15 protein-coding genes are annotated in these 13,198 nt (G+C 70.4%); 10 read left to right on the forward strand and 5 right to left on the reverse strand.

Features of this window, described 5'->3' with window-relative positions; all coding sequences use genetic code 11:
* Positions 1 to 257: 257 nt before the first annotated feature.
* Positions 258 to 1,514 carry an extracellular solute-binding protein gene (locus ACF1AL_RS31395; protein ID WP_391778491.1) on the reverse strand — a complete coding sequence of 419 codons (1,257 nt, stop codon included), beginning with the start codon at positions 1,512 to 1,514 and terminating at the stop codon, positions 258 to 260.
* Between the two features lie 192 nt (positions 1,515 to 1,706).
* Complete coding sequence (locus ACF1AL_RS31400) at positions 1,707 to 2,417, reverse strand: hypothetical protein (protein ID WP_391778492.1); 711 nt, start codon at positions 2,415 to 2,417, stop codon at positions 1,707 to 1,709.
* An 84-nt stretch (positions 2,418 to 2,501) separates the two neighbouring features.
* Between ACF1AL_RS31400 and ACF1AL_RS31405 the strand changes: the two genes are divergently transcribed.
* Both ACF1AL_RS31405 and ACF1AL_RS31410 read left to right on the forward strand, forming a co-directional pair.
* Positions 2,502 to 2,816 (forward strand): DUF6980 family protein, encoded by a 315-nt coding sequence (locus tag ACF1AL_RS31405; RefSeq protein ID WP_391657593.1) that lies wholly within the window; start codon positions 2,502 to 2,504, stop codon positions 2,814 to 2,816.
* A 45-nt stretch (positions 2,817 to 2,861) separates the two neighbouring features.
* Complete coding sequence (locus ACF1AL_RS31410; protein WP_391778493.1) at positions 2,862 to 3,527, forward strand: MSMEG_1061 family FMN-dependent PPOX-type flavoprotein; 666 nt, start codon at positions 2,862 to 2,864, stop codon at positions 3,525 to 3,527.
* Between the two features lie 45 nt (positions 3,528 to 3,572).
* On the opposite strand, the gene ACF1AL_RS31415 is transcribed toward ACF1AL_RS31410, so the two are convergent.
* A complete protein-coding gene (locus ACF1AL_RS31415) occupies positions 3,573 to 4,226 on the reverse strand; it encodes a TetR/AcrR family transcriptional regulator (RefSeq protein WP_391778494.1) in 654 nt (217 codons plus the stop codon).
* Between the two features lie 165 nt (positions 4,227 to 4,391).
* Between ACF1AL_RS31415 and ACF1AL_RS31420 the strand changes: the two genes are divergently transcribed.
* Together ACF1AL_RS31420 and ACF1AL_RS31425 are read left to right on the forward strand one after the other, a co-directional pair.
* Complete coding sequence (locus ACF1AL_RS31420) at positions 4,392 to 4,784, forward strand: VOC family protein (RefSeq protein WP_391699292.1); 393 nt, start codon at positions 4,392 to 4,394, stop codon at positions 4,782 to 4,784.
* Positions 4,785 to 4,908: 124 nt separating this feature from the next.
* Complete coding sequence (locus tag ACF1AL_RS31425; RefSeq protein WP_366841317.1) at positions 4,909 to 5,256, forward strand: YciI family protein; 348 nt, start codon at positions 4,909 to 4,911, stop codon at positions 5,254 to 5,256.
* Positions 5,257 to 5,334: 78 nt separating this feature from the next.
* Here the strand turns inward: ACF1AL_RS31425 and ACF1AL_RS31430 are convergent, their stop codons facing one another.
* Positions 5,335 to 6,246 (reverse strand): LysR family transcriptional regulator, encoded by a 912-nt coding sequence (locus ACF1AL_RS31430; protein ID WP_391778656.1) that lies wholly within the window; start codon positions 6,244 to 6,246, stop codon positions 5,335 to 5,337.
* A gap of 144 nt (positions 6,247 to 6,390) precedes the next feature.
* Between ACF1AL_RS31430 and ACF1AL_RS31435 the strand changes: the two genes are divergently transcribed.
* The 3 genes from ACF1AL_RS31435 to ACF1AL_RS31445 all read left to right on the forward strand — a co-directional run bounded on the left by ACF1AL_RS31435 (position 6,391) and on the right by ACF1AL_RS31445 (position 9,741).
* Positions 6,391 to 7,509 carry a PrpF domain-containing protein gene (locus tag ACF1AL_RS31435; protein ID WP_366841318.1) on the forward strand — a complete coding sequence of 373 codons (1,119 nt, stop codon included), beginning with the start codon at positions 6,391 to 6,393 and terminating at the stop codon, positions 7,507 to 7,509.
* Positions 7,506 to 8,915 (forward strand): C4-dicarboxylate transporter DctA, encoded by a 1,410-nt coding sequence (gene dctA / locus ACF1AL_RS31440; RefSeq protein WP_391778495.1) that lies wholly within the window; start codon positions 7,506 to 7,508, stop codon positions 8,913 to 8,915. The genes ACF1AL_RS31435 and dctA overlap by 4 nt, the downstream gene beginning before the upstream one ends.
* A gap of 151 nt (positions 8,916 to 9,066) precedes the next feature.
* Positions 9,067 to 9,741 (forward strand): hypothetical protein, encoded by a 675-nt coding sequence (locus ACF1AL_RS31445; RefSeq protein ID WP_391778496.1) that lies wholly within the window; start codon positions 9,067 to 9,069, stop codon positions 9,739 to 9,741.
* A 41-nt stretch (positions 9,742 to 9,782) separates the two neighbouring features.
* Here the strand turns inward: ACF1AL_RS31445 and ACF1AL_RS31450 are convergent, their stop codons facing one another.
* On the reverse strand, positions 9,783 to 10,772 hold the full coding sequence (locus tag ACF1AL_RS31450) for a helix-turn-helix transcriptional regulator (RefSeq protein ID WP_391778497.1): 990 nt from the start codon (positions 10,770 to 10,772) through the stop codon (positions 9,783 to 9,785).
* Positions 10,773 to 10,865: 93 nt separating this feature from the next.
* On the opposite strand from ACF1AL_RS31450, the gene ACF1AL_RS31455 reads away from it, so the two are divergent.
* From ACF1AL_RS31455 to ACF1AL_RS31465, 3 genes are all read left to right on the forward strand, one after another.
* A complete protein-coding gene (locus ACF1AL_RS31455) occupies positions 10,866 to 11,288 on the forward strand; it encodes a VOC family protein (RefSeq protein WP_391778498.1) in 423 nt (140 codons plus the stop codon).
* 96 nt (positions 11,289 to 11,384) lie between these two features.
* On the forward strand, positions 11,385 to 12,392 hold the full coding sequence (locus ACF1AL_RS31460) for an NADP-dependent oxidoreductase (RefSeq protein ID WP_391778499.1): 1,008 nt from the start codon (positions 11,385 to 11,387) through the stop codon (positions 12,390 to 12,392).
* Positions 12,389 to 13,162 (forward strand): SDR family NAD(P)-dependent oxidoreductase, encoded by a 774-nt coding sequence (locus tag ACF1AL_RS31465; RefSeq protein WP_391778500.1) that lies wholly within the window; start codon positions 12,389 to 12,391, stop codon positions 13,160 to 13,162. Before ACF1AL_RS31460 ends, ACF1AL_RS31465 begins: the two co-directional genes overlap by 4 nt.
* Positions 13,163 to 13,198 lie beyond the last annotated feature (36 nt).

Raw genomic sequence — 13,198 nt, forward strand, 5'->3', positions numbered from 1 at the left:
CTCGGGCCTGTGGCCTCGCTGAATGCGGGTAGGGGGCGGAACGGTCCCGTGCTGGTGTGCAACGCGCCCCGTGATCGACGTGGGCTGACCTTGCGCCGGTCTTCCGATGGGGGCGGCGCAGTCCTGGAGGCAATCCAATCATGGGGTGATACGGCAGTTGTGGGCGCCCCCGGACTTCGCGGTGTGCCGCGTCCCGGCGGCCGGGCCTGCCGGCGTCGTACGGACGCCTGCCGAGTCTCCCGCGACAGCAGGGGCCACTACTCCTGGTGCGCTATGGCCCGGACCTGCTGGGCGATGTCCTCCAGCACGGCGTTCGGGTCGGCGGAGGGCGCGACGGTCTTGCCGATGTTCCGCTTGATGATGTTGCTGACCTGCAGCCAGGACGGATCGTTGACGGGGTAGAGCTGGGCGGTGCGCAGCGCGGTCAGGAACTGCTCGGTGCTCGGGTCCGTCGCCGAGCCCCGGGAGGCCTCCGTGGCGGAGACCGTCGAGGGCAGCAGGTGGTAACGCCCCGCGAAGTCGTTGAGGTTCTTGTCCTCGTAGACAAAGTCGAGGAAGGAGCCGACCCGTTGCCGGTTTCCGTCGTGTTTGAAGGCCATCATCCAGTCGGCGACACCCACCGACGGTGGGGTCTTGCCGTCGCTCAGGGTGTCCGACACCGGCATGGTCAGCGTGCCGACCTTCATCCCCTTCTTCCGCGCCTCGGCGAGGAGCGAGGGGTAGCCGTTGAGCATGCCGACGTCGCCGCGCAGGAAGGCGGCGAAGGCCTCCTGCCGGTCGAGCTCGGCGGGCGGGACCGGACCCGTCAGGCCCGGTGCGACCAGGTTGTCCTTGATCCAGCGGAACGTCTGCGCGTTCTGCCGGGAGGCGATGCTGTACCCGTCGCTGCTGTCGGTGTACCCGCCGCCGTTGCTCAGTTCCCAGATGAGGGCCTCGGCATGCGCCTCCTCAGGACCGAGCGGCAGCGTGTACGGGTAGAGCACGCCCTCCTTCTTCAGTGCCTTCGCCGCGTCCTTCAGCTCCGACCAGGTCTTCGGGGGCTTCGCTCCGGCCTTGTCGAACAGTTCCTCGTTGTAGAAGAGCAGCCGGCTGCTGGCCACGAAGGGCAGGCCGTAGAGGGTTCCGTCGATCGATCCCGCCTCCGCGAGCGGGGGGAGGAAGTTGGCCTCCTCGCTGATCGGCAGGACGTCGCCGGCGGCGTAGAGGCGGCCCTGAGCGGCGAAGTCGGAGTAGGCGCCCATGAGAGCGATGTCCGGGGCGTCGCCCTTCTGGACCATGCGGGTGACCTCGCGGTCGACGTCGGCCCAGGGGTAGAGCGTCACCTCGACCTCGGTGCCGGGGTGGGCGGCCGAGAAAGCGGTGGTCAGCTCGTCCCAGTACGCCTTGGAGCTGGTCGCCGGGCTGTCGCCGTACTCGGGGGCCACGAGACGCAGCGTCGACCCGCCGCTTCCCAGCGCATCGCAGGCGGTGACGAGAGAGCCCAGCAGTCCGAATGCGGCCACGGAAGCGGACATGCCGATGAGTCTTGGTCGCACGGGTCTTTCCTTTTGATCTTCTCAACAGTGCAACCGGAATACTCTCCCGGCCGAGGGCGACAAGGGCCTGTTCCCGGGCAATTGTGTCCATACATCCAACTCGGCCCCTGCCGAATGGTGTGTTCCGATGTGCCGGCACCGGCGGGAGCGCCAGGCGCGTGCCGTGGTGGGTCAGCTGATTCCTGCGTAGGTGGCTGTCCGTCCGGGGGCCAGTGCGTGGGTGACGCGTCGGGCGAGCTGCGCGCCTTCGGCTTCGAGACGGTCGTAGGCGGTCTCGCGGGCGGCATCGTCCCGGTCGTTGAGCCACGTCTCCATCACCGAGTCGACGTCCTTCGCCCATCGGTACAGGTCCCGCACGAGATCGTCGGGCAGGCCGAGCGCGGCGGTGGGATCGTCCGGGGCGAAGTCGCCGAAGCCTTCGGCGCGCAGCGGGAACCACTTGTACTGGCCCTGGACGACGATGTGGCGCGGATGCGCGGCCGTGCCGTGTGTGTCGGCGCTCCAGTGCAGTCGTCCGCATCCCCAGCAGACGAACTTCGCGTGCGCGTGCCGCTCGTCGAAGTAGCGCACCACCCAGTCGGGTCCGAGGTGGCGAGCCAGGTCCTGGGCGGCCTCCAGCCCCTCTGCGGCGTGACGGCGCAGGGCGGACCGGGCGGTGAGTCCACCGTCGTCACGCCCCCGGTTCCACCGGCTCAGCCGCTGGGCGAGGTCACCCGGCAGGTCCAGACGGGCGTCGTCCAGGGGGACTTCGTGGACGAACTCGTCAGGCTCCGCGGCGCTGTTGACACCGGCGTCCGCGGTGGACAGAGGTGACGCGTTGCCGTGGGCGCGCACCAGGAGATGGCGCGGACCGTGTTGTTGCCTCATGAGCTGCTTCTCCATGGCAGATTCCCCCTGCCACCCGGTGACCATGAAGGAACGTGATTCACTTCGGGTCATGGTGTCGATCAACGAAAAGCCGAGGGCATGAACAACCACTGCTGCGAGGCGATGACCGGCCGGGTGAACATGCGCTGCGACCAGCACGACGACCCCTTCGCCTGCCCCGACGCGCTGGTGGCCTTCAGTGCCAAGTTCCAAGAGTACGGACTGATCATCCATGACGGCGGCACGTCGAGCATCACGATCGACTTCTGCCCCTGGTGCGGACGACGTCTCCCCGAGTCGCAGCGAGACCGATGGTTCGACGAGTTGGAGCAGCGCGGGATCGATCCGTGGGAAGACGAGGTGCCTGCCGAGTTCCAGGACGACCGCTGGCTCACCTCACCGCACCAGGCGTGACGAAGCAGCAGCGTCCGCCCACGTGAAACACCTAGGGTCGTCCGTATGACGATCGATACCGAGGCCGCCGACCTGCTCTTCGAATCCCTGCGGGCGGATGCCCTCACCAGTCCGGACCAGTTGCGGGAACTGTATGCGCAGCCGAACCCGAACGCAGTGCGCAAAGAGATCGACCGCCTCACCGAGGAGACCCGGACGCTGATCGGCTGTTCCTCGCTGGTGTTCCTCGGCAGTTCGGACGCCGAGGGCCGGGCGGACGTGTCACCGCGCGGTGGCCCGCCCGGGTTCGTCTCCGTGCTGGACGAGCGGACCCTCGTGATACCCGACGCGACCGGCAACAAGCGGCTCGACACCCTGCAGAACGTGCTGCAGACCGGACGCGTCGGACTGCTCTTCCTCATCCCCGGGCGCCCGACCACGCTGCGCGTCAACGGCCGCGCCTGCGTCTCGGCACGCCCGGAGCTGCTCGCCCAGCTGACTGCCGTAGGGAAACCGCCGGTCGCGGCGATCGTCGTGCACGTCGAGCAGGTCTATCCGCACTGCCCGAAGTCCCTGATGCGCGCCGACGCCTGGCAACCGGAGCGATGGGTGCCCGCCGATGCCCAGCCGTCCAGCGCCGAGGTGACACTGGCCCAGCTCGACCTGCCGGGCCTGACCGTCGAACAGGTCGAAGAGGCCGAACGGGAGTCGCTGCGCCTGCGTTACGAGTGAAACCGGCCGTAGGGGCCGCTCGCAAAGCGAAGGTCCATGGTTGGTTCAGGCGATGGCGTAGTGGGCCAGGGCGGGTTCGAGCATGCCGAAGGCGCCGGCCGCCTCCTCGGTGACGGTTTCGGCGATCTCGTCGTCGGGATGTCCGGCCAGGGTGAGGTCCTGGATGCGCTGGAACAGGATGCGGTGGACGGCGCCGAGGAGTCCGGCCGCTGTCTGCACGGTGATGTCGTCCGAAGACGCGCCGACGGCTGCGGCGAGGGCGTCACCGAGTGCGCGCTCGCGCTGGTCGTGCAGGTTGCGCAGACAGGCTGTGAGAGTGGGACTGTCGGTCACCATGCGGGCGAACGCCGGACCGGAGAACCCGGCGACCGGATCCCTGGCGGTGACGGAGTCTTCGAAGGCCCGACGCAGGGCCGCCAGCGCGGACTCGCCCGGACGCCGGGCGCCGACCGCGTCCGCCAGGGACGCGACGAACGCGTCCTGGTGGTCCAGGGCCAAGTCCTCCTTGCGCGGGAAGTAGTTGGTCACCGTCTTCTTCGCGACCCGTGCGGCGGCAGCGATCTCGGCGATCGTGGTCTGCTCGAAGCCCTGGTCGATGAACAGCCGGGTGGCGTGGTCGGAGATGAGCCGGCGTGTCTCCTGCTTCTTCGATTCCCGCAGGCCCGTCGGCTGCGCGGGCAGGGACGCTTCAGTAGCCATGGAGCAATCTTACCCTCGTAGCATTTTTATGTTGACACCCCTCGGCGCTTCGGCCTAAGTTTACGTCCGTCGTAAGTTTGCGCCGGGGGTGGCCTGGGCCGGCCGTTCGTACTGCCGGGCCCGGGCGCAGGCCGCCCGCGCTGCCGTCGTCGAGGGGGAAACGCTTTGCAGATCACCAACTCCACCGTCTCGTTCACCGTGGACGACGTCGCCGCGTCCCGGCGGTTCTTCACCCGCCACCTCGGATACGCCGAGCAGGCCACCGCCGACGGTTTCGCCTCGCTGACCCGGGACGACGCCGCGGCGGACGTCGTTCTGCTCGCGCGCGGCATCGACGTGCTGCCGGAGCAGCAGCGCGACCGGCACGCCTCGGGGGTGATCCTCGCCTTCACCGGTACCGGCATCGACGAGGAGGAGAAGCGGCTGCGTGCCGAAGGAGTCGAGATCACCCTGCCGTTGCGCGAAGAGCCGTGGGGTGAGCGGCTGTTCCAGGTCCAGGACCCGAACGGAGTGGTCATCCAGTTCGTCGAGTGGGTGACTCCCTCCGGCCCTGCCTGACCGTACTGCCGATCCGGCACGTTCGCCGTCATCCCCACCCCGCAGACAGCCCCGCCTGAGCGGACCGACCCCCTCACACACCATCACCAGCGGTCGCCCTTACGGCGGTCGTGAAGGAGCCTCCATGAAATACGCACTCGTGATCTTCGAAACGGACGAGTCGCGCCGCCGGATCCAGGCCGACCGGGCCGCCTACCGCAAGGAGTACGAGAGCTGGATCGGCGGTCTCGCCGCGGCCGGGAAGCTGGTCGGCGGCGAGGCCCTGGAGACCGAGCGCATCACTCCCGTGACGGTACGCACGACGGCCGACGGCGCCCCGGCGGTGACCGACGGGCCCGCGCACGCGGGGGAGGAGACCCTCGGGGGCTGGTTCATCGTCGACGTCGCCGACCGCGAGGAAGCCGTCGAACTCGCCAAGAGCCTCCCCACCCCGGAGACCGTCGAGATCCGCCCGATCCTCGAATCCGCCTGAACCTGCCTGAACCGCACACGCCCTCGGCATTCCGGTGCCGGGGGCGTGTGCGTCCTGGACCACCCGCGTGACGCCGCGTCACCTCCGGGGCTTACGCCTTACGGCGACGTCGCGGAGGAGTCCGGAGAAGCTCAGGGCGGCCGGGGTGAGCGAGTGGTCGGCCATGCGCACCAGGAGGATACGGCGGACGGGGGCGGGCGGCTGCAGAGGCAGGACGCTGACGCCGGGCCGGATGCCCTCCAGGGCCAGGGTGGGAGCGAGGGCGACGCCGATGCCGGCGGCGACCATGGCCTGGGCCTCCTGGTAGTCGTGGGCCTCGTAGGCGATGTGGGGCTCGAAGCCGGCGGCTCGGCAGCCGCGGACCAGGGCCTCGGCCACCGGGTGGTGGTCGGCGCGGGTGATCCACGGGTCGTGGGCGAAATCGGCGAGCGAGGCGGCGTCCCGGCCGGCCAGCGCGTGGCGGTCGCTGACGAGAAGGGCCGGCGGGTCGTCGAGCAGGGGAGTGACGACGACGTCCTCCCGGTCGATGCGGCTCCAGTCGTAGTCCCACATCAGCGACATCTCGATCTCCCGGTTCTCCAGCATCGTCCAGAGCCCGGCGATACGGGCGCTGCGGACGGTCAGCCGTACGTCGGGGTGGGCGTCCCGGAAGGCGATCACGGCCTGCGGGAGGAGCGAGGCGCCGACCGTGGGGAAGGTGCCGATACGCAGCGTGCCCGCGCGCAGGCCGGCGAAGTCGGCGAGTTCGCTTTCGGCGGCGCGCAGTTCGCGTTCGATCCGTTCCCCTCGTTCCGCCAGCGCGCGGCCGGCGTCGGTCACGGTGACACCCCGGGCGTGACGCTCCAACAAGGGCTGTCCCGCCTCCGCTTCCAGACGGCTGATCTGCTGCGACACCGCTGACGGGGTGTAGCTCAGGGCGCGGGCGGTCGCTGTCACCGAGCCGCGCCGGGCGACCTCCGTGAGCAGCAGAATGCGCCGGACGTCGAGCATGCCGCCACCTCCAGCGTTCACATCACCTTAATAGCCCTGCAGATTTCCGAGATTGTACTTCACGCTGCCGTGACCCACCGTGGAGGGCACCACGCACGGCGAGACCGCCGGTGGGCCCCCTTTCCTGGCTGTGAGGAGTCGGTTGTGCTGCGTCTGCAGGGCGAGATGATCCGCGGAGGAACCAGCAAGTGCTGGATCTTCGACCACCGTGATGTGGACGCGCTGGACGTGGACGTCGACGCCCTCCTCCTCGCCGCCTTCAACGCCGCCGACCCCCGTCAGATCGACGGCGTGGGCGGTGCCTCCTCCACCACCTCCAAGGCCGCCGTCGTACAGGCGTCGACGCGGGCCGGCGTGGACGTCGAGTACGCCTTCGCCCAGGTCGGCATCGGCGACGAGCGCGTCGAGTGGTCCAGCAACTGCGGCAACTGCGCCACCGCCGTGGCCCTGTACGCCGTCCACCACGACCTCGTGCCGATCACGTCGGACACCACCACGGTCCGGATGCTCAACGTCAACACCGGGGCCCGCCTCACGGGCACCATCCCCACCCCCGCGGGCATCGCCCCGGAGGAGGGCACGGCCCTGGTCCCGGGCACCTCGGCACGGGGCGTGCCGGTCCTGCTCGGGTTCGAGGACCCGGCGGGCTCCACGACCGGCCGCGCCCTGCCGACCGGCCGGCCACTGGACGAGCTGACCGCACCCGACGGCCCCGTCGAGGCGACCCTGGTCGACGCGGGCGCACCGGCCGCGCTGTTCGAGGCCAAGGCGTTCGGCCTCGACGGCACCGAATCCCTCACCGCGTTCGCCACCGCGGTGCCCGCGCTGACCCTGCTGCGCCGCCAGGCGGCGCTGGCCATGGGCCTGGCCCGCGCGGGCGATCCCGTCAGCCACGCGGTGCCGAAGGTGGGCATCGTCGCCCGGCCCGCCGCCTATCGCACCACCCAGGGCGCACTCGTCACCCAGGACGAGTACGACCTGGCCGTACGCATGGTCTCCATGCACGCGCCGCACCCGGCGATCGGCCTCACCTCCGCCGTGGCCCTGGCCATGGCCGCCGCCACCCCCGGCACCCTCGCCCACCGCGTCGCCCGGCAGACCGCCGACGGCACGCTGCGCCTGGGCACCCCCGCCGGCGTGGTCACCACCCGAGCCGTCCCCGCACCGGACGGCGCGTCCCCCACGGTGCTGCTGCACCGCGCCGCCCGGCGTATCGCCCGAGCCGAACTCCTCGTTCCCGTCCTGGAAGGACGCCCCGCATGAGCCGCAACGACGCCGCCCCGGGTACCGTCACCGCACCACCGGGCCGTATCCGCCGGATGCTGTCCCACCTGTACGTCCAGTGCCTGATCGCCGTCCTCCTCGGTGCCGCCGTGGGCGGGATGTGGCCGTCCTTCGGCGCCGACCTGAAGCCGCTCGGCGACGGCTTCATCGCCCTGGTGAAGATGTTCATCGCGCCGGTCATCTTCTGTACCGTCGTCCACGGCATCGCCTCCATGGGCAACGCTCGCGCCGTCGGCCGTGTGAGCCTGAAGGCCCTGGTCTACTTCGAGGTCCTGACCACCGTGGCCATGGTGATCGGCCTGGTCGTCGTCAACGTCGTCCAGCCGGGCAGCGGTCTGCACATCGACCTGTCGACCCTGTCCACCAAGTCCCTGCCGGCGGAGGCGACCACCGCCCACGAGGGCTTCGCCGCATTCCTCCTCTCCATCGTCCCGGCCACCCTGGTCAGCGCCCTCACCGGCAACGAGATCCTGCCGGTCCTGCTGGTGTCCGTGCTGTTCGGCTTCGGCCTGCACGCCGGGGGAGAGGCCGGTCTGGGCATCGCGCGCGGCATCGAGAAGTTCTCCACCATCCTGTTCACGCTCATCCGCTGGATCATGCGGCTCGCCCCCGTCGGCGCGTTCGGCTCGATGGCCTTCACCATCGGCCACTACGGCCTGGGCACCCTGCGTCATCTGGCGCTGCTGGTCGGCTCGTTCTGGCTGACCGCCCTCTTCTTCGTCCTGGTCGTGCTGGGAAGCGTGATGCGCCTGAACGGACTGCGGCTGCTGCCCTTCCTGCGCTACATCAAGGAAGAACTGCTGATCGTCCTGGGCACCTCCTCCACCGAGCCCGTCCTGCCGCGCATGATGGCCAAGCTCCAGCACGCGGGCGCCTCGAAACCGGTCGTCGGCATCACTCTGCCGGCCGGGTACTCCTTCAACCTCGACGGCACCGCCATCTACCTGACCATGGGCTCCGTCTTCCTGGCCCAGGCCCTCGGCATCGACCTCAGCCTCACCCAGCAGCTGACCATGCTCGCCGTCATGCTGCTCACCTCCAAGGGCGCCGCGGGCGTCACCGGCTCCGGCTTCATCGCCCTGGCCGCCACCCTCAGCGCCGTCCCGCACGTCCCCGTCGCCGCTCTCGCCCTCGTCTTCGGCGTCGACCGGTTCATGTCCGAGGCTCGTGCCTTGACCAGCCTGATCGGCAACGGCGTGGCCACCCTGGCCGTCGCCCGGTGGGAGGGCGAACTCGACCAGGCCCGAGCCAAGGCGGTCCTGCGCGGCGAGCTTCCCTACGCCCCGGCCCCCTCGGCGGAGACAGCCGACACCGATCCGCGGCAGACCGCCGCACCCGAGGCGAAGCCCGCACCGACCCGCGACCCGATCCCCGCGGCCGGCTGAAACCCCGCGGCACGGGCCGGCCGGGAGCGCCTGCTCCGGGCCGGCCCGTCCCTGTCTCCCCAGGGCCTGCCGGAAACCCGGCTCTTCGACTGCACCTGGCCTGTCCGGGTGCGCTGCGCGCGTCGTCAGGGGGATCGGATTGAATGGGGCTGTGTCTCTCCACGAAGTGATCCGCCGACTGCCCGAGATCCCGACCGTCCGGGACCGGTCCCGGGCCATGGCCATGATGGACGCCATCATCAGCCCGGACTGGGAGTCCCGGTTCTACTCGTACGACGCCCGGTGGTCGTCGACGGAGGAGATGGCCTCCATGCGCGACGGTTGCGGCAACGACTACTCGATCGTCTTCTCACCGTCCGGCGCCTTCGCCCGTGGCTTCGACCACGAATCGCCGATGAGTCCCTATCGGTCGACGCCCCCGGCGCCCTGGCCCGGACTGTTCGACGGGGTGCCGGAGGTTTTTCTGCCCCAGGTCACAGAACCCGCTTTCAGTGACGCCGACGGGACCCCGCGAACGACGGTCTGCTTCTGGCGGGAAAAGGACGACACCGAGTGGAAGTGCGGTGCCGTGGAGGCGCTACCGAGGGGGACGGAGGACGACGGTAGCCCTGAGTGGCTCTTCGACGTCCTCCTCGACGGTCGGCCCGAGGCCTACCAGGAGTTCGCCGAGGAGTACTACGAGGTGCCGGTCAGCCTCGAGGCCGTGCGTCACGTCTACGCGCTGCGGCCTCTCACGGACAGTGTCGTGTCATCGCTGAATCCTGATCTCGACCTTGCCGACCTCGAAGAGGACATCGCCCGGATCGGCTATCCCTCGGGGGAGTGAGGGGTTTCCTCGACCGGCGCGGCTCGGCCGGCCGGGTGGGTTCAGGCAAGGCGGGCACAGGAGGCGAGGCGATCGGCGAGCGCCGCGACGAGGTCGCGGAGTTCGTCGGGGCGCTCGATGACGAACGGCCGGTCGAGAGAGGCGAGTACCGGGGGGAGCCAGTCGAGCCGCTCCACTCGCAGCTCGACGCGCCGCCAGCGCTCGGCCGACGCGTCCTGGCCCGCCGGGAGTTCGTGCTCCTCCAAGTGCGCGATGCCGGCGGGAAGGCGGGCGCGGATCTGCTCGACCGTACCGTGGATCCGCACGGTCACCTCATGCCGGTACGCGGCCGTGGCGAACCCTGACAGCACGCGCTGCGCCGGGTCGGGGCCCGAAGGCGCTTCGAACGAGCCGGGCAGGGCCCGCGCGTCCGCGATGCGATCCAGCCGGAAGGTGCGGTCCTCGCCCGCCCGCGGGTCCTCGCCCGTGACGTACCACCGGCCCGCATGCGCGACGATCCCGTAGGCGTGCAGGGTGCGTTCGCTGCGGCGCCCGTCGCGGTCCGTGTAGCGGATCGAGACCGGCCGGCGATGGCGTACCGCATCGGCGACGGTGAGCAGGATCTCGGCGTCCGGGGTGTCGACATCACCCGGCTCGTCGGTGAAGGCGAGGGCCTCCAGAAGTGTGTCCAGCCTGCGGGCGAGGTGCTGGGGCAGCACCCGCCGGATCTTCGCCGATGCCGTCTCGCTCGCCGCGCGGTGCGTCGTCGTCAGCCCTGCGCGGCGGCCGGCGACCAGGCCGAGCAGCACGGCCAGCGCCTCGTCCTCGCTGAACATCAGCGGAGGCAAACGGTATCCGGCGGCGAGCCGGTAGCCGCCGTAGCGGCCGCGCACCGATTCCACGGGCACGTCGAGGTCGATCAGGTGGTCCACATACCGGCGCACGGTGCGCCCTTCGACACCGAGCCGGTCGGCGAGTTCGGCGACCGTCCGGGTGCCGCCGGATTGCAGCAGCTCCAGGAGGGTCAGCACGCGGCCGGTCGGTCGGGACATGTCCTGAGCCTATCGCCGATACCGGACCGATTCTGTCCCCTATTTCTCCTAGCCTGCGCAGTGCACGCCTCCCGCACAGCAAGGAGCAACCCCATGGACTTCGTCTCGATCCGCATCATCACCGCCGACGTGGCGCGTCTGGTCGACTTCTACGAGCGCGCCACAGGGGTGCGGGCGGCCTGGGCCACCGAGGACTTCGCCGAGCTCAGGACCGCGAGCGCCACCCTCGCCATCGCCGGCACCCGCACGGTCCCGCTGTTCGCCCCGGACTCGGCCCGGCCGGCGGACAACCACAGCGTGATCATCGAGTTCCGCGTCGACGACGTGGACCGCGTGCACCAGAACCTGACCGGCTTCGTCACCGACTTCGTCAACGAGCCCACCACGATGCCCTGGGGCAACCGGTCGCTGCTGTTCCGTGATCCCGACGGCCATCTCGTCAACTTCTTCACCCCCGTCACCCCGGCGGCCGTCGCGAAGTTCGCCGGCCGAGAGCCGGATGTCCCGGAGTCGTAGCGGCCGGCGGCCGGGCCGTATTGTGGCGGACATCACTCTCACTGACGTACCTACTGGTCGGTATGGTCGCAGGTAGCCGCGACGACAGGAGGCGCCATGTCTGCGACCAACCGCCAGATCCGTCTGGCAGCCCGCCCCGTGGGCGAGGTCAAACCCGAGGACTGGGAACACACCGAAGGGGCCGTCGAGGAACCGGGTCCGGGCCGGTTCGTGGGCCGGACCCGGTTCATCTCCCTGGACCCCGCCATGCGCGGCTGGCTGGACGACCGCCCCTCCTACCTGCCCCCGGTGGGGCTCGGTGAGGTCATGCGCGCCGGATCGGTCATCGAGGTCACCGCCTCCCGGCACCCCGATTTCCAGCCGGGTGACCATGTGGTCGGCACCTTCGGCGTCCAGGAGTACGTGGTCTCCGACGGCCGGGGCGCGATGAAGATCGACACCTCCCTCGCGCCGCCCTCCACGTATCTCGGGGCCCTGGGCATGCCCGGCATGACCGCCTACTTCGGCCTGCTGGACGTCGGGGCGCTGCAGGACGGCGAGACCGTCGTGGTGTCGGGAGCGGCCGGCGCGGTCGGCACCCTCGCCGGCCAGATCGCCAAGGCCAAGGGCTGCCGGGTCGTCGGCATCGCCGGAGGCCCGGAGAAATGCGCCCTGCTCACCGACGAACTGGGCTTCGACGCCGCGATCGACTACCGCGCCGAGGACGTCAGGAAGGCGCTGCGACAGCACGCCCCCGACGGCATCGACGTCTACTTCGACAACGTGGGCGGCGACATCCTCGACGCCGCACTGACCCGCCTGGCGATGCACGCGCGCGTCGTGGTCTGCGGCGCCATCAGCCAGTACAACAACGCCACGCCGGTCAAGGGCCCCTCCAACTACCTATCCCTGCTGGTGCGCCGCGCCCGCATGGAGGGCTTCGTCGTCTTCGACTACGCCAAGCGGTACGCCGAGGCCGCACAGGACATCGCCGGCTGGATCGCCGCCGGCCGCGTCAAGGTCAAGGAACACGTGGTGCGGGGCACCGTGGACGACTTCCCCGAGACCCTGCAGATGCTCTTCCGCGGCGAGAACGTCGGCAAGCTCGTCCTGGAGCTGGCGTGACGGCCGTCGACAGCCCGGGCGGGCTCCGGGGCAAGGTGGCGATCGTCACCGGCGGCGCCAGCGGACTGGGCCGGGCCACCGCGCTGGCGCTCGCCGAGGCGGGGGCGCGTGTCGTGGTCGCGGACCTCGACGCGGAGGGCGGCCGCGAGGTGGCCGAGATGATCGACGGTCACTTCCGGGCCTGCGACGTCTCCGACCTCGACGCCAACCGTGCGCTCGTGGACTTCGCCCAGGAGCAGTACGGCGGTGTCGACATCGCCTTCCTCAATGCGGGCGTGGCGACCGGATGCGGCGTCGGCGACGACTTCGACCTGGCGCGCTACCGGCGGGCGATGGGCGCCAATCTGGACGGCGTGGTCTTCGGCACCCACGCGGTGCTGCCTGCGCTGCGGGCGCGCGGCGGAGGCTCGATCGTGGCGACGGCGTCCCTGGCGGGCCTGGCGGCGGTGCCGCTCGATCCGCTGTACGCGGCCAACAAGCACGCGGTCGTGGGTCTCGCCCGCTCCCTGGGCCCGGCCCTCGCGCCGGACAACGTGCGCTTCAACGCGGTCTGCCCCGGGTTCGCCGAGTCGCGCATCATCGACCACCTGCGTGGCCTGCTCTCCGAGCAGGGGCTGCCCGTCATCCCGGCGGAACTGGTGGCGGACACGGTGCTGCGGATCGTCACCGGCGACGGCACGGGGGAGTGCTGGTTCATCCAGCCCGGCCGCGATCCGGAGCCGTTCCGGTTCCGCAACGTGCCCGGTCCGGGCAAACCGGTCGGCGTCTGAGCGCCGTACGCCGAGACACCGTGCCCCTGGACGGCC

The sequence above is a fragment of the Streptomyces sp. NPDC014801 genome (assembly GCF_043082085.1).
In the GTDB taxonomy this organism is placed as follows: domain Bacteria; phylum Actinomycetota; class Actinomycetes; order Streptomycetales; family Streptomycetaceae; genus Streptomyces.